General features: G+C 40.7%; 17 protein-coding genes and 1 riboswitch. Of the genes, 3 read left to right on the forward strand and 14 right to left on the reverse strand.

The window, feature by feature from the left end:
* Positions 1-5 precede the first annotated feature (5 nt).
* From KP78_RS15415 to KP78_RS15450, 8 genes are all read right to left on the reverse strand, one after another.
* Positions 6-404: a SpoIIIAC/SpoIIIAD family protein gene (locus tag KP78_RS15415; RefSeq protein WP_041090238.1), complete on the reverse strand. Its 399-nt coding sequence runs from the start codon at positions 402-404 to the stop codon at positions 6-8.
* 9 nt (positions 405-413) lie between these two features.
* Entirely contained in the window at positions 414-620 is a 207-nt protein-coding gene (spoIIIAC, locus tag KP78_RS15420) for a stage III sporulation protein AC (RefSeq protein WP_041090239.1), read from the reverse strand.
* 17 nt (positions 621-637) lie between these two features.
* The gene (locus tag KP78_RS15425; RefSeq protein WP_041090240.1) at positions 638-1,150 is read right to left on the reverse strand and encodes a stage III sporulation protein AB; all 513 of its coding nucleotides are present in this window, start codon (positions 1,148-1,150) and stop codon (positions 638-640) included.
* Positions 1,150-2,073, reverse strand: a complete 924-nt coding sequence (gene spoIIIAA, locus KP78_RS15430; protein ID WP_235420958.1) for a stage III sporulation protein AA — start codon at positions 2,071-2,073, stop codon at positions 1,150-1,152. Before spoIIIAA ends, KP78_RS15425 begins: the two co-directional genes overlap by 1 nt.
* A gap of 114 nt (positions 2,074-2,187) precedes the next feature.
* The gene (gene efp, locus KP78_RS15435; RefSeq protein ID WP_041090241.1) at positions 2,188-2,745 is read right to left on the reverse strand and encodes an elongation factor P; all 558 of its coding nucleotides are present in this window, start codon (positions 2,743-2,745) and stop codon (positions 2,188-2,190) included.
* 24 nt (positions 2,746-2,769) lie between these two features.
* On the reverse strand, positions 2,770-3,831 hold the full coding sequence (locus KP78_RS15440) for a M24 family metallopeptidase (protein WP_041090242.1): 1,062 nt from the start codon (positions 3,829-3,831) through the stop codon (positions 2,770-2,772).
* The gene (aroQ, locus tag KP78_RS15445; protein ID WP_041090243.1) at positions 3,831-4,280 is read right to left on the reverse strand and encodes a type II 3-dehydroquinate dehydratase; all 450 of its coding nucleotides are present in this window, start codon (positions 4,278-4,280) and stop codon (positions 3,831-3,833) included. Before aroQ ends, KP78_RS15440 begins: the two co-directional genes overlap by 1 nt.
* A 63-nt stretch (positions 4,281-4,343) precedes the next feature.
* Complete coding sequence (locus KP78_RS15450; protein ID WP_041090244.1) at positions 4,344-4,811, reverse strand: YqhR family membrane protein; 468 nt, start codon at positions 4,809-4,811, stop codon at positions 4,344-4,346.
* Between the two features lie 160 nt (positions 4,812-4,971).
* Between KP78_RS15450 and KP78_RS15455 the strand changes: the two genes are divergently transcribed.
* Positions 4,972-5,919, forward strand: coding sequence for a DUF1385 domain-containing protein (locus KP78_RS15455; protein WP_041090245.1), 948 nt, complete (start codon positions 4,972-4,974; stop codon positions 5,917-5,919).
* Positions 5,920-5,958: 39 nt separating this feature from the next.
* On the forward strand, positions 5,959-6,339 hold the full coding sequence (locus tag KP78_RS15460) for an SA1362 family protein (RefSeq protein WP_041090246.1): 381 nt from the start codon (positions 5,959-5,961) through the stop codon (positions 6,337-6,339).
* On the opposite strand, the gene KP78_RS15465 is transcribed toward KP78_RS15460, so the two are convergent.
* From KP78_RS15465 to KP78_RS15475, 3 genes are all read right to left on the reverse strand, one after another.
* Positions 6,331-7,233, reverse strand: coding sequence for a patatin-like phospholipase family protein (locus KP78_RS15465; protein ID WP_052474869.1), 903 nt, complete (start codon positions 7,231-7,233; stop codon positions 6,331-6,333). The genes KP78_RS15460 and KP78_RS15465 overlap by 9 nt on opposite strands.
* Before the next feature lie 73 nt (positions 7,234-7,306).
* Positions 7,307-9,859 carry a vitamin B12-dependent ribonucleotide reductase gene (locus KP78_RS15470; RefSeq protein ID WP_041090247.1) on the reverse strand — a complete coding sequence of 851 codons (2,553 nt, stop codon included), beginning with the start codon at positions 9,857-9,859 and terminating at the stop codon, positions 7,307-7,309.
* 357 nt (positions 9,860-10,216) lie between these two features.
* The gene (locus KP78_RS15475; protein WP_041090248.1) at positions 10,217-11,053 is read right to left on the reverse strand and encodes a lipoate--protein ligase family protein; all 837 of its coding nucleotides are present in this window, start codon (positions 11,051-11,053) and stop codon (positions 10,217-10,219) included.
* A 154-nt stretch (positions 11,054-11,207) separates the two neighbouring features.
* Between KP78_RS15475 and KP78_RS15480 the strand changes: the two genes are divergently transcribed.
* Positions 11,208-11,588 carry a rhodanese-like domain-containing protein gene (locus KP78_RS15480; protein ID WP_041090249.1) on the forward strand — a complete coding sequence of 127 codons (381 nt, stop codon included), beginning with the start codon at positions 11,208-11,210 and terminating at the stop codon, positions 11,586-11,588.
* A 387-nt stretch (positions 11,589-11,975) separates the two neighbouring features.
* Here KP78_RS15480 and gcvPB read toward each other — a convergent pair whose 3' ends face one another.
* Genes gcvPB through gcvT form a run of 3 tightly spaced genes read right to left on the reverse strand, consistent with a single transcriptional unit; the run spans position 11,976 to position 15,914 of the window.
* Positions 11,976-13,451, reverse strand: coding sequence for an aminomethyl-transferring glycine dehydrogenase subunit GcvPB (gene gcvPB / locus KP78_RS15485; RefSeq protein ID WP_041090250.1), 1,476 nt, complete (start codon positions 13,449-13,451; stop codon positions 11,976-11,978).
* A complete protein-coding gene (gcvPA, locus tag KP78_RS15490; protein WP_041090251.1) occupies positions 13,444-14,787 on the reverse strand; it encodes an aminomethyl-transferring glycine dehydrogenase subunit GcvPA in 1,344 nt (447 codons plus the stop codon). Before gcvPA ends, gcvPB begins: the two co-directional genes overlap by 8 nt.
* A 26-nt stretch (positions 14,788-14,813) precedes the next feature.
* Positions 14,814-15,914 carry a glycine cleavage system aminomethyltransferase GcvT gene (gcvT, locus tag KP78_RS15495; RefSeq protein ID WP_041090252.1) on the reverse strand — a complete coding sequence of 367 codons (1,101 nt, stop codon included), beginning with the start codon at positions 15,912-15,914 and terminating at the stop codon, positions 14,814-14,816.
* Between the two features lie 87 nt (positions 15,915-16,001).
* Positions 16,002-16,077: riboswitch (glycine riboswitch) on the reverse strand.

Here is a 16,077-nt window from a genome sequence, read left to right on the forward strand (position 1 = left end):
CCCTTTCAAGGTGCGACAGGCAACAATGTCAGCATTAGTTGTAACAACTCATAAAAGATTGGCAAGGCGATTAATAAAATGAGCACCTTTCCCGTCCATTCAACAATCGTTGATAACAGCACCTGATCGGATCCTTTTAATAGATGAGAACTCGTTTCTGTAATAAACGCAATGGCCAGCACTTTTATTAACGTTCCAATATACAGTCCCATATCAGGCAAGAAAGTTGAAAACCGCTGTACCATCGCCATTACAAGCTGAATTGAATAAAATAGCTTCGTAAGCAGCATGACAGAAGCAAACAGTATAAGAAGAACGCTGATAGTCGGCGCTCGTTCTTTCAGCATCATTGACATGAACCCGGCTACAAAGCAAATCCCAATGGTTCTAAGAAGCTCTTCCATTAGAACCCTCTAATCATAGAACATGAAAACGGAACGGATCGTCGTAAAAAATGTATCCAGCGCCTGTAACACCATAAACAAAACATACAGAAACCCAAAAAAAGCGAGCCACTGTGCATAATCTTTTTTTCCTACTTGTTCCAGGACGGTGTAGAGCAGGGCGATCACGAGTCCAACTCCTGCAATTTTAAATAACGTATCAAGATCCATTGTCATTTTTATCGCTCCTATCTTTAGCTAAGCAAAAGCACCGCCAATACCCCCCCCATCCATCCGATCGTTTTATAAAGCTTGCCATACTGCAAACTGCGGTTTCTTGCTTCCTGCTGGCGACTATTTAATACATGAATGACAAAGACAAGTTCTTTATCAATACTTGTTCGATCAAATTGATTAATGGCATTTCCTACACGTGAGATCCACTCTAAATCATCTTTATGTAAAACAGTCACTATACTGTATTCCTTCGTAGCCTCTTGCCAAGCTTCTGCCAGGAGCAGCTGTGTGACTGTGAGATGGTGTAAAAACAAACGAAAAAGAACGGCAACCTCACCATCTCTTTTCATTTGATAGTGAATAATCTCAATCATAGGAGTTTGACGTTTCACGATTTCGTTTTGCATCCATGTGAAGGCTTCTGCCATTTCGACCAGCACTCGTTGACGTCGGTCGAGCAGGCTTGCTCTTCTCCATCCTTCAAGACCCGATCCTAATACGAGAAGCCCTGCACCTAAGAGATTTAGCATTAACTAACACGCTCAACGTACATGACTTCATCTTTTCCTCTAAATAGTGAGTATCCTCTTGAACTGCATTCAATAAAATGAATTAACTCAGACTGTATAAGCTTGTCCATTAAGGGACGGCGCATCAGTTCTTCAACGGATTGTGCGTGGGCAGTCATTAAAAGCGTAACTCCGGTGAACATGGCATCCATAACGGCTTCAATATCTTTTTCATGCCCTACTTCATCTACAACCATAACCTCAGGACTCATTGACCGTATCATCATGGATATGCCTTCAATTTTGGGGCAGCGATCAAGTACATCCACTTTTGTCCCAAAAGTTAGCTGTGGTATGCCGTTGTGACATGCCGCAATTTCTGAACGTTCATCCACTATCGCTACTTTTTTTGCGGGCATGGAAAACCCTTTTTCACGTGAACCGGTTGATATTGAACGTGCCATATCTCTAAGCAAGGTCGTTTTCCCGCTTTTTGGCGGTCCAACAAGCAAGCAATGTTTGAATCGCTGCTGTTTTTGATCATATAGATGATGCATAAAAGGAGCGGAACATCCGATCAGCTCTGCTGCTTTTCGAATGGCGAAAGAAGAGATAGAATGAACGGATTGAACCCTTCCGTTTTCCAATACAACTTTTCCAGCAATTCCAATACGATGTCCTCCCTCTATTGTGATGTATCCTTTTTTCATTTCTTCTTCCAGCGAGTAAAATGAATGCTGTGATATTTTCTCTGCGATGTATTGACGATCACTTACAGTAGGAACAAAGGATAAACATCTCGTTTCGCTTTGCATCACTATTTCTACAGGTCGTCCAATTCTAATACGAATTTCTTCAACATGTTTTAATGTACCTTGATCCATTCCACAAAGCTCCCGCTGCAGGTTTTCCGGTAGAAAATAAAGGATTGGATGCATCTGCATATAAGCCACCTCAGTGTTTTATCATGTTGCTTTATCCTATTTACTCGCGCTCGTGATTATGACATAAAAAAGCCAGCGCAGAGGGAATCCCTCTGCGCTGGCTTTGATTAATCGTTATGCTCTTGAAACATAACTTGAATCCGTTGTATTAATAATCAACACATCACCCTCATTAATGAAGAAAGGCACGTTTACAGTTAAGCCTGTTTCAACAGTAGCCGGCTTTGTGCCGCCGCTTGCTGTATCTCCTTTTATTCCTGGTTCTGTGTCTATCACTTTAAGTTCAACTGTGTTAGGAAGCTCTACTCCTAGTGTTTCAGCACCGTACATCATGATTGATACTTCCATGTTTTCTTTCAAAAACTTCAATTCATACTCGATTTGAGCAGCAGAAATTTCAATTTGCTCATAGGACTCATTATCCATAAAGACATGAAGATCATCAGTCGCATATAAGTATTGCATACGACGGTTATCAATTTGTGCTTTTGCAACCTTTTCACCAGCACGGAACGTTTTTTCCTGAATGGCACCTGTACGAAGGTTACGAAGCTTGGAGCGTACGAACGCAGCCCCTTTACCTGGTTTAACGTGCTGGAAATCCATTACACGCCAAATCCCGCCATCCACTTCAACTGTTAAACCTGTTTTAAAATCATTTACTGAAATCATTCTATGTCCTCCTATAAATGGAAATTACAAAATAAGCAGCTCTTTTGTTGAATGGGTGAGTGTTTCATTCCCGTTTTCGGTTAGTAACGTATCATCCTCAATACGAACACCGCCAAGACCGGCAATATAAATTCCGGGTTCTACGGTTACGACCATATTTTTCTTAAGCTTTACATCTGAACGGAATGACAGACCTGGTCCTTCATGAACCTCAAGCCCTATACCATGACCAAGTGAATGCCCAAAATATTCACCGTAGCCCTTTGAAGTAATGTAATTTCGTGCGATCGCATCCGCTTCTTTTCCCGTTAACCCTGGTTTGATCTTGTCCATTGCGAGCAGCTGGGCATCAAGAGTTACTTGATATATTTCCTTAAGCTTATCACTTGGTTGACCTACCGCAACAGTTCTGGTTATGTCTGATACATAGCCTTTGTGCAAAGCGCCATAATCCATGGTTACAAAATCGCCTGTTTCAATTACTTTTTCACTGGCCACACCGTGGGGCAGTGCTGAACGAAAACCTGACGCAACAATGATATCGAACGAAGAAGATTGAGCCCCTGCTTTTCTCATGAAAAACTCAAGCTCATTCGATACTTCAAGTTCTGTTAGTCCCGACCGCATAAAATCAATTATATGTTTAAAGGCTGCATCTGCAATGTCTGCCGCTTCCTTTAATATCTTAATCTCTGAGTCTGTCTTTATCAAGCGCAACTTTTCAATCACTCCTGATATTGGAACAAATTGAGCGTTCAACACTTTCTCATACTGCTGATGCACACCAAAAACGAGGTGATCCTCTTCAAATCCCAATCGCTTAATACCAAGACGCTTAACTTGATTTGCGACCTCTTCTTGAATGAGCCCCTGGTGCTGAACGATCGTGTAACCAGCTGCTTGATTGGATGCTTGCTCCACATATCGAAAGTCAGTAATAAAGAGTGCCTCATCCTGAGATATAAGAACAACACCCGCAGTTCCTGTAAAATTCGTCATGTAACGGCGGTTATATGTACTTGTAATTAAAATCCCTTCAATATTATGTTTGCTAAATTGTTCACGTAATTGCACTACTTTACTCATTAAAGCTGCTCCCCCTTAATATGATTAATCATGGCAGATAACGCTAATTCATATCCATACACACCCAGGCCCACGATTTGTCCAATGGAAACAGCTGAAATGTGGGAATGATGGCGGAAGGATTCACGTGCATGAATATTTGAAATATGTATCTCGATAACAGGCACCTCGATTGATGCAATGGCATCGCGAAGTCCTATACTTGTATGGGAATAAGCACCCGGGTTAAAAAGAATCCCATCCCATTTTTGGGCTGCTGCTTCATGAATAGCATCAATTAATACACCTTCATGATTAGACTGTTTACTTAGTAATGTCACACCATGTTCTTTTGCCAATTGTGTTAGTTTTTCTTCAATTTGTTCAAGTGTGGTATGCCCATAGACACGCGGTTCACGAAGCCCTAATCGATTCAAATTTGGTCCGTTTAATAATAATAACCTTGTCAATTCCTTCACCCTTTGTCTTTTCGTTATCCTAATAAGTGTACCATAGTGGACCAAAATCGAACACTAGGGACGACCCTCGTGATAGGGTTCATCATAAGAGATAGAATACCCTACAAATGCTCCATGAAGCACAAACAAACACGCGATTGCGATCGCTGCCCTCCGCTTTATATCAATTAAGCTAGGACCAGTATCTAATGCCCACCCTAATAAAATGAAAATAACAACAAAAAGAAATACGTTGATCCAAATGCCAGCCCACATTGTTTCCGCTTTTTTTACCAAGTACTGATAGATAATGGCCCAAAGAATAGAAATTGCACTGATCATTCCCCACCAAATAGCATGAGCAACAAATCCACCCTGCCAAGACGCTGTTAAAAACGGCCAGTCTGGCATTAAAGTAGATCGTTTTATAAAATTGAAAAGGGCAAACAGTTCATAAAATGCACAAAAAAACACCCCTCCAACAAAACCTGTCACAACAGATAGAGAAGTTTTTTTAATCGTTGGTAACTCAATGTTTTGCATCCTTACCACTCCTTTTCTTTGAGTATGCCCATATGTGACTTAGATCATAATAGAAACATGTTATGAAAAACAGGTTGCCGCTAGTATGAAACAAGTTTTTTTAGTAAAATAAGGGTACCTTTAATAATGAAGGAATGCAGATTATAGGCTGGTGTATACAATGAGTAGTCAAAAAAAGCCCGCGTTTGGCGGACAGGCCGTAATGGAAGGAGTCATGTTCGGAGGTCGTTATCATACCGTAACAGCGATTCGGCGAAAGGATGATTCAATTGATTACTTCCACCTTCCGAGAAAATCACGGCCCGCTTTTCAAAAATTAAAGAAAATTCCTTTCATCCGGGGAATTGTTGCATTGATTGAATCAAGCGCAAATGGGACACAGCATCTAAACTTCTCAAGTGAACGCTTTGATGTTATGCCAGAAGAGGATGAGAAAGTACAGCAAGAACAAAAAACATCAAAGCTTGAAATGATTTTTGGAATTGCAGCCGTTGGTGTCCTTTCCTTCTTGTTTGGAAAGTTTGTCTTTACCTTAATTCCTTTATTTTTGGCTGAATCTGTTCGCTTTATTTTTCCAGGTAACATTGAACAAATTTTAATAGAGGGCTTTTTCAAATTAATATTACTCCTCGTTTATATTTACGTAATTTCAATGACACCACTTATTAAACGAGTATTTCAGTACCATGGCGCTGAACACAAAGTAATTAACACATTTGAAAACGGACTCCCTTTAACAGTTGAAAATGTTCAGTCACAATCTAGACTGCATTATCGCTGCGGGTCTAGCTTTATCTTATTTACCGTTATCGTCGGAATGTTTGTTTATTTACTGGTTCCAGTTGAACCTTTAAGCACACGTGTCTTAAATAGAATCGCACTGATTCCTGTTGTTTTGGGAATTTCATTTGAAGTTCTACAACTGACCAACCGACTACGTAACGTACCTATTCTGCGTTATCTTGGCTATCCAGGATTATGGCTGCAGCTGTTAACAACAAAAGAACCTAAAGACGATCAAGTTGAAGTAGCGATTGCTTCATTTAATCGAATGATGGAATTAGAAAAAGAAACAGAATCTGGTTTAAAAAAAGCGGCGCTTGTCTAAACTAAAGAATAAAATCATGTTCTTCGGGAGGTGGCTTAAATGAAAATTCGAACGACCATCTTTTTTGTTGTAATGGTATTGGCTGCTTTTGGTCTAAGCTTTATGCTCATTACAGAGCCTGGAAATGTTTTTCGAACTCTCCTTACTTATGCGGCAATTGCTGGATTGATCTATTTCATCTATAGAATGTGGATACGTCGAAAGCCCAACCGCCGAGAACAACAAGCTTTCAAAAAAGCTGTAAAGCACTCTAAGAAGCGTTACGGCAACCCTGTTTCTGCCTCTAAAATGAAGGCAAATAAAGCAAAGCCAAAGGCACCTATTCCATTCAAAAAAACAAGTATTAATCGAATAGATGCTCCTAAGCTCACGGTTATTGAAGGAAAAAAAGGGAAGAAAAAGAAAAAAATTTCACTTTAATTTACGATCGGCAGCTATTAGATGATTTAAATAATCTACTGTTTTTGCACGTCCAATCTCAATAAGGGCGTGCATTTCTTTTGTCGATAAAGAGGCTTCCGTTGGTGAAAGATCCGGTACCGGGATAAATAATATCTTTTGACGTTGAATTTTCTCCAAATGCCTTGCATCATGTGCTTCTTTCATTGTCAAAAACAAAGCAGAAAATAATTCAACTACATTTCGAATCTTTCTTTCTTTTTCTCTTTTATCCGTCGATTGCAATTGAAATCCGAGAATGGGGACTGTTTGTGATGCTCCATTTTCTTCAAGCACCCAGATAGGAAAATTACTGAGCACCCCGCCGTCAACAATCAAATGCTCTTTCTTTCCTTTCATCATTCGGACAGGCTCATAAAAAAATGGCAGTGATGCACTCATACGGACAGCCTTTGCCACACTAAACAGGGATGGATCCCGATCATAATAAAGAGCGTCATCAGGTAAAACGACCATCTTACCTGCCGTTAAATCAGAGGCAACCATTTTTAAAGATCCTTGTGGAAGATCCGAAAAGAAACGAATCCCCTTTTCCAATAGCCGCTGTTCCAGCCACTTCTGCAAATCCTCACCCGAAAAGAGACCTTTTTTCCAATAAATATGAAACCATTTGAACCAGGTAGGAAACCAAGTATATTTACGATCCTGATTATAAAGCAAATGGGTAAGCTGTGGCAGCATGTTTTTAATTTCCTTTGAAGTATAACCAGCTGCCAGTAGCGCACCGATCAGCGCACCCGCGCTTGTGCCAGCAATTCTCCTAACCTTTATTCCCTTTTTTTCTAGCGCTTCGACAACGCCAATAAACGTAATGGCTTTAACCCCTCCGCCTGAAAAAACTAGATCAATAATCATTTCACTCCCCCTTTTCATTCTATGTATATGAAGGGAAGACATAAAAAAAGAAGAAGGGTTTCCCCCTCTTCCATTACAATCCACATTTTAATTGTGCATTACAGTTCGTACATGTATTACATCCGCCAATTTCTCTAACTTCACCTTTGCGGCATACCGGGCAAGTATTTCCAATCTCTGATCCAATTGTAACGTCCGTTGATCGTAAAGCCTGTATTGTATCAACTAAAACGACTGTTTGTTTCTTTTTTGTTGGATTCTGATCAATCATTTGGTTTTCCTCAGCTTTAAGGGTTAGAACTTGAGAATCTCGGCTGCCATCAACGTAAACTGTACCGCCCTTTGCTCCACCTTTATACAAGCGTTGATAGACACTTTCAACCTGTTCTACTGAATACCCTTTTGGCGCGTTAACCGTTTTTGAAATCGAGCTGTCAATCCAGCGCTGAATCACACATTGTGTATCCGCATGTGCCTCAGGAGACAATTCCATCGCTGTTACAAACCAGTTCGGTAGATTCTCTTCATCTACACCAGGATTGGCATCTAAATATTCACGCACGATATCAGCTTTTACTTCAATGAACTTTCCTAAGCGACCGCTTCGGTAATAAGTAAAGGAGAAATAAGGCTCCAGGCCTGTCGATACTCCAACCATCGTTCCGGTGCTTCCTGTTGGTGCAACAGTAAGCAAGTGTGAATTACGAATACCGTGTGCAAGAATTCCTTGTTTCACATCCTCTGGCATTTTTTGCATAAACCCAGTTTCCGTAAAGGCTTTGCGAAGAGAAGCTGTTTCTTCTTCTGTCGTACCTTCTAGGAATGGGAACACACCGCGTTCCTTTGCCAACTCAATCGAAGTACGATAAGCAGTGGTTGCAATCACCTCAAAGATTTGATCAACTAGATCATTACCTTCTTTTGATCCGTACTCTTTTTCACAATAAATGAGAAGATCGGCCATTCCCATTACACCTAGACCCACTCTTCGCTCACCCAGTGCCTGTGTTTTATTTGCTTCTAAGAAATACGGTGTTGCATCGATCACGTTATCCTGCATGCGAACGCCAATCTCTACTGTTTTTTTCAATTTTTCAAAATGAACCGTTTTATTCTTTTTATCTGCAAATTCTGCAAGATTAACAGCAGCCAAATTACACACAGAGTAAGGAGCAAGCGGTTGTTCTCCGCAAGGATTTGTCGCAACTACTTGTTGACCATAAGCTTTTGCATTTGTCATATCATTTGCATTATCGATGAAGAAAATACCCGGTTCAGCAGAGTAAGTAGCACAAATGTTGATCAAGTTCCAAAGCTCTTTTGCTTTAATAGTGCGGTAAGTACGGACACCAAAGCCTTGCTTCTCCCATTCACGAACATCTCCAACCTCATGCCATTTCTCATTATAAATAGCCATTTCTTCTGGTGAATACGATTCTACATCAGGAAAACGAAGTTCATAGCTTGAGTCATTCTCAACTGCATCCATAAACTCTTTCGTTAAGCAAACGGAAATATTCGCTCCAGTAAGGAATTCAGAATTATGAACGGAATACGTGCCACCCGTTAATAATTTCTCTTCAGCGTCTTCAATGATCTTGTCGTTAAAGCCGCCTTGACCTTGCATATTCTTATAGTTAACGATGCTTTGATACATTCCTGCTTCCTGTTCAGTCAGCGGAGTGAATTTAAGCTTTTCCTGAGCAATTTTCTTGATCAACTCGTCTTTTGTATTTTCAAGAAGAAAACGCAGAATGCGAGGATTTTGCATTTTGGAAATAATAAATTCAATAATGTCAGGATGCCAATCAGACAGCATAATCATTTGCGCACCGCGTCTAGAACCGCCTTGCTCTACCAGGTGGGTTAGCTTAGCAATATCATCAAGCCATGAAACAGAACCCGATGATTTTCCATTAACACCTCTCGCTAGCGTATTACGCGGACGAAGTGTAGAACCATTTGTTCCAACACCGCCACCACGGCTCATGATTTCCATAACCTGTTTACGATGCTCTGAAATCCCTTCACGAGAGTCTTTCACAAAAGGCATTACATAACAGTTAAAGAAGGTAACATCCGTCTTTGCACCTGCTCCGTAAAGTACGCGACCTGCTGGAACAAAATGCAGACTCGAGAGCTCTTCATAAAACTTCTCTGTCCACTCTTTACGCAGTTCTTCTGTTTTTTCTATGGAAGCAAGTCCTGTCGCGTTACGACGGGCAATTTGTTCATAATAAACTTCCAATGGCTTTTCAATGACATCCAACGAGCGGTTGACGATGCCTGTTTCAATCTCTATTGGAGTGTCTAGTGAATTTCTAAATTCTTCTGCTATTAATACTTTTGCTTCGCGACGCTCTTGGTCGATGCTTTGAATAAAGCCTAATCCACGAGCCGGAAATTTTGGATCCTCGCGAATTGTAAGCACAACAAAATCACCTTCGCGAAGTGTTTTCTTTTCTGTATCCTTAAACGCATAGCGATCAAGCATAACGAGTCTTGATACTCCTTTATGCGTTAGCTTCATTTCTTTTGTAATTGGGTGTACTTGATCGAACAAGGCAATATCCTTGTTAAGCTGTTCTACATCTATCGACGTGGTTTGTGCAGATAATGTCGTCATGCACTTATCCCCTCTCATCTTTTAGTATCTTTTTGTATTTTAATAGAGTTCACGAGAAAACACAACATATAGTGTTTTCTTTTATTAATTCAGTACTATATATAGATTTTTCAGTCAACAGAAAAAATGCTGTCAAATAAAAAAAGAATAGAATACGGGAGAAAACAAGCGAGAAAATGATTTATCCTATAGTTTCCCCTTATTTTTGAACCATTTTAAGAGTTGCGAAATATTGTTTATTAAAAAACGAATAAAATCAGGCAATTGCAGATAAACAAGAAAAAAAACAGGTCTTTTCACTCATCATTTTCCAACAATATTCAACAAAAAAAGGCGAAAGCTTTCACCTCATTTGTTTTACCTTTTGAAATTCCATTCGTCGTTTCCATATCGACGTTCGACAATCTGGTGAACGTAATCAAGTTCTTCCCTTGTCAGTGTATATGGTTCAAGGTTAACAGAAAGTCCTTCTTCGAAGCCTTTATAAAACGCGTTCTTTGCTTGTTCAATTGAAATCTTCGATGACACCATATCATTGATGGCAACCGCCTTGCCCTTGAATGCACTCTTCATTCGATCGCGCACTCGATCATTTGAATAGATAAAAAGGCTAAACAACTTATCCTCATCGATGTCAAGTAAAATGGATCCATGCTGAAGAATGACACCCTTTTGTCTCGTTTGCGCACTCCCCGCGACCTTCCGTCCTTCAACAACTAGCTCATACCAGCTTGGTGCATCAAAGCAAACCGCGCTTCTTGGATCTTTCAAACTGTTTTTTTCTTCATCTGTTCGCGGAATAGAAAAATAAGCGTCAAGACCAAGGTGGTGAAACCCTTTCAAAATCCCTTCTGAAATCACTCGATATGCTTCTGTTACAGTTTTTGGCATATCTTTATGCTCTTCACTAACGATCACACTATATGTAAGTTCTTGTTCATGCAGCACGCCTCTTCCACCCGTTGGACGGCGGACAAAGCCCAAGCCGAGTCTTTTTACTTCTTCCATATTAATTTCCTTTTCAACTCGCTGGAAATAACCGATTGAAAGGGTCGCAGGATCCCAACCATAAAAACGTATTGTTGGAGGGATTTTCCCCTCGCTATGCCAGTCAAGTAACGCTTCGTCTAATGCCATATTAAAAGCAGGAGCTGCATATCCTGAATCAATAAATCTCCATGTTTCTTTTGTCATTTCATTCAGATCCTTTTTTATAAAGTTGTTATTAGTCTATCAGAGCGGTACATTATTTCAAAGAGTTGATTCGATATTAATATTTTCTTTGAACTTCCTGCAATTGAAGCCTATAATAATAACTAGTGTTTATATTTAGAAAGGAGTCAAAACGTTGGAATCACTTTTTATTTTAATCGGTGTGCTTGTAGTGATTATTTTATTCTCAATTTTTACGTATTTTCGTCAAAAACGTATTTTGAAACCACTTTCGGAAGAGGAATTTCGTGCAGGTTATCGAAAGGCGCAGCTTATCGATATTCGTGAACAGCGAGAGTTTGACGGCGGCCATATTCTAGGTGCACGCAATATTCCGCTTTCTCAGCTAAAAATACGTATTGGTGAAATTCGTTCTGATAAGCCTGTTTACCTCTACTGCCAAAATGGGATGAGAAGCGGGCGTGCTGCCCAACTCCTTTATAAAAAAGGAATCAGAGACCTTTACCAGCTTAAAGGTGGCTTTAAGCATTGGACAGGCAAAATTAAACGTAAATAATGATACAAACCAAGGCTGACCCTACGTCAATGATTGATGACGTAGGGTCAGCCTTTTAGATTGGTTCGATGAAGGTAAATACAGAAGAAGGCTCATCGACCGGCAAGTATCAGCATCAATCTATATAAGCTAAATCAGTTAAATTTGGTTGTTAAAGCATACTTGTTATAAAAATAATATTTTAATCTAAACATCCTCACACTCATTATGCTGCCTGTAATCAAAAGCTAATTATACTTTATCTAAAATCTGAAATACTCTCGTTAACACGATCATTTTTCACCTTAAGTTCACAATACTTCTTCTATAAATAAAGCAATTCTTGTTTTTTTTTCGACTAACAACAAAAACCCCCTGCTGATGGCAAGGGATTATGTTGCGCTTATCTTACACTTCAACCGCTTCTTTTTTTTGGTAACGTAAAATAGGCTGCCTTGCTGCTTTCGTTTCGTCTAAGCGACCAATAATCGTTGTATGGGGTGCCTCTTGGACAACCTCTGGTGTTTCTTCTACTTCCTTCGCAATTTGAATCATCGCCTCAATAAACGAATCAAGCGTTTCTTTTGATTCTGTTTCAGTAGGTTCGATCATCATACACTCTTCAACATTGAGAGGGAAATAGATTGTTGGCGGATGATAGCCAAAGTCCAACAGACGTTTCGCAATATCAAGCGTTCTTACCCCTAGTTTTTTCTGGCGTTTTCCGCTCAAGACAAATTCATGCTTACAATGACGATCAAAAGGAAGATCAAAGTGAGGGGCTAATCTTCTCATCATATAGTTGGCATTAATAACAGCATTTTCACTTACAGCCTTCAGCCCGTCTGGACCCATTGAGCGAATGTACGTGTAGGCACGAACATTAATGCCGAAGTTTCCGTAGTACGGTTTAACTCGGCCAATTGATTGAGGGCGATTATATTCGAATTCAAATTGATCACCATTTTTCACAAGAACAGGTTTGGGAAGGAATGGAATCAAGTCTGCTTTAACTCCTACAGGACCTGATCCTGGACCACCTCCACCGTGAGGGCCGGTAAACGTCTTATGCAAATTCAAATGTACAACGTCAAAGCCCATATCACCCGGTCGAGCTTTTGATAAAACAGCGTTTAAATTCGCTCCATCATAGTAGAGCTTTCCGCCCGCTCCATGTATAATCGCTGCCATTTCAAGAATATTCTCTTCAAAAAGACCAAGTGTATTCGGATTTGTCAACATTAATGCAGCTGTATCATCACCCACAACCCGTTTCAGGTCATCCAGGTCTACAAGGCCGTCTTCATTCGATTTGACTGTTATCGTTTCAAATCCCGCTACGGTTGCCGAAGCAGGGTTTGTGCCATGTGCCGAGTCAGGTACAATCACTTTCGTACGATTAAGATCACCATTTGCTTCATGAAAAGCACGAATCATCATTAAACCCGTCCATTCTCCGTGAGCACCCGCTGCAGGCTGCAGTGTTACTTCATCCATCCCAGTGATTTCGACAAGATGTTCTTGTAAATCATACATAAGCTCAAGTGCCCCCTGTACAGAAGATGCCTCCTGCAGCGGATGAATATGGGCAAACCCAGCATACCTAGCCACTGCTTCATTCACCTTTGGATTGTATTTCATTGTACACGAACCAAGTGGATAAAAGCCTGAATCCACACCATGATTTCTCTTTGAAAGTGCTGTATAGTGCCGCATAATATCAAGTTCAGCTACTTCTGGTAATTCAGGTGCTGATGAGCGAATAAAACCCTCCGGTGCTAGTGTTGAAAGATCGACCTCTGGTACATCCAGCTCCGTTAGGCTATAGCCGGTACGCCCTTTTTTTGATAGTTCAAATATGAGTGGCTGATCTTTTTTATGCATGTTCACTCAGCTCCTTTACCAAAGTATCAATATCTTCTTTTGTACGCTGTTCTGTAACGGCTATAAGCATATGCTGTGAAAGCTCTTCATAATCACGTCCAAGATCATACCCTCCGATAATTCCTTGTTCTAACAACAGCTCATTCATTTCTTTAATTGGTTTATTTAGCTTAATTACAAATTCATTGAACGTATAGCCATGCTGTATGACTTCGAAACCGGCTGCTTTCAACTGCTGCTTTGCATAATGTGCTTTTTGGAAATTTTGACGTGCAATCTCTGTAATGCCTTTTTTGCCAAGAGCAGTCATCGCAACAGAGGCTGCAAGGGCATTAAGCGCTTGGTTTGAACAAATGTTAGACGTTGCCTTATCTCGTCGAATATGCTGTTCTCGCGCTTGCAGGGTTAGAACGTAACCTCGCTGTCCTTCATCATCCGTCGTCTCACCTACTAGACGTCCCGGAACTTTACGCATCAGTTTCTTTGTTACGGCAAAATACCCACAGTGCGGTCCGCCATAGCCCTGTGGAATGCCAAACGGCTGGGCATCCCCCACAACAATGTCTGCTCCAAAATCGCCAGGCGGTGTAAGCGCACCTAATGCAAGAGGATTGGATGATACAACAAACATGGATTTTACATCATGCGCTAACGCTTCAATTTCATCCAGACGCTCAATCTGCCCAAAGAAATTAGGATATTGTACCATTACTGCTGCTACATCATCTGAGAGAAGACCTTTTAACACGGTTAAATCAGTTATTCCATTAGTCTGTGGAACAGTGACAACTTCAATATGCTGACCTGCAGCATACGTTTCAAGTACTGCTCTCGATTCAGGATGCACGGCTTCAGAAACCAATACCTTTTTACGGCGTGTTTGCCCTGCTGCTAGCATTGCTGCCTCAGCAAATGATGTTCCTCCATCGTACATCGATGAGTTAGCGACATCCATTCCTGTCAACTCACAAATCATCGTTTGAAATTCAAAAATTGCCTGAAGCTCTCCTTGTGAAATCTCAGGCTGATAAGGAGTATAAGCTGTGTAAAATTCAGAACGAGAAATGACGTGGTCTACAATGGTTGGCATATAGTGATCGTAAACACCAGCCCCAAGAAAAGAGATGTATTGCTTAGTATCAGCATTTTTTGCGGCAAGCTGCATTAATTCTCTTGTAAGAGCAGACTCTGATTTCGCAGGCTTAATGGCAAGCTCTCCTTGAAAGCGCACCTTTTCTGGAATGTCTGAAAAAAGCTCATCGACTGCTTGAACACCGATTGCTTGAAGCATTTCTTTTTGATCTTGTTCTGTCATCGGCAGGTAACGATGGTTCATAATTGTGGCTCCTTCCTTATGCTGCATTATTTTCGTTTATAAAACGGTGTTTTAACCACTTGCGCTTTTACCCTTTTCCCTCTGATTTCGACAAATACTTCTTGCCCTATTTCTGACCATTCCTTCTTAATCAGAACATGGCCTACGTTCTTCTTTAACGTTGGAGACTGTGTGCCTGTAGTGACAAACCCAACTTCTTTCTCCCCCGCAAATACCAGGTAGCCAAATCGAGGGATTCCTCGATCCACCATTTCAATCCCAACTAATTTACGCGGTGCTCCATTTTCTTTTTGCTGTTTTAATATTTCTTGCCCTAAAAATGCCTGTTCCTTTTGAGGACGCACGGCAAATCCGATTCCTGCTTCGATTGGTGTAATCGTGGAGGAAAGCTCTTGTCCATATAACGGCAGTTTCGCTTCAAAGCGAAGCGTATCACGCGAACCCAATCCGCAAGGTACAAGACCGCCTTCTTTACCCGCTTTTAATAAAGCTATCCATAGTGCAGGCGCTTTATCAGCAGCACAATATAGTTCAAAGCCATCTTCACCCGTGTAGCCTGTTCTGGATACGAGTGTTGATATCCCATTTATTTCTACTTCATTTTTAAATGTAAAGGATGTGATATCTGTTAAGTTTGTTTCCGTTAAACACTGAAGAATACTCTCTGCCTTTGGACCTTGTATGGCAAGCTGGGCAATTTCTGAAGAGATATTTGATATTTCTACATCACCTTCAGCGTGTTGTTCCAGCCACTCCACATCCTTATCAATATTGGATGCATTAATGACGAGCAAGTAGTGATCCTTCTTGTATCGATAAACCAGGAGATCGTCCACAGTTCCTCCGTCTTCGTAACACATTGCGGTATACAAAACTTGATTATTATGTAACTTTGAAAGGTCGTTTGTCAGCATTTTCTGAAGATAAGATAGACTATCCGGCCCCTTCACATCCACTTCTCCCATATGAGAAACGTCAAAAAGTCCAGCTTTTGTGCGAACTGCTTCATGTTCTTCTTTAATACTTGAAAATTGGACGGGTAAATCCCAGCCGCCAAAATCAATCGTTTTTCCACCTGAATGTTTGTAAAGATCGAATAATGGTGTTCTTTTCAATGGAGTAGACAAATGAGTTCCCCTTTCATTTCGTTTAATGTTCATTCCGTCACCATTCAAACAAAAAAGGACAGGGAATCCCCATTGTTAAAAAGGGATCCCTGTCCTTTCACCTGAAAGTTTACCATTACGGCTGTCCTCTTTGGTGGTTTCGAAATCGAAACGCTCTCCAGAG

Origin of the sequence: Jeotgalibacillus soli, from assembly GCF_000829435.1 — a bacterium.
Lineage (GTDB): Bacteria > Bacillota > Bacilli > Bacillales > Jeotgalibacillaceae > Jeotgalibacillus > Jeotgalibacillus soli.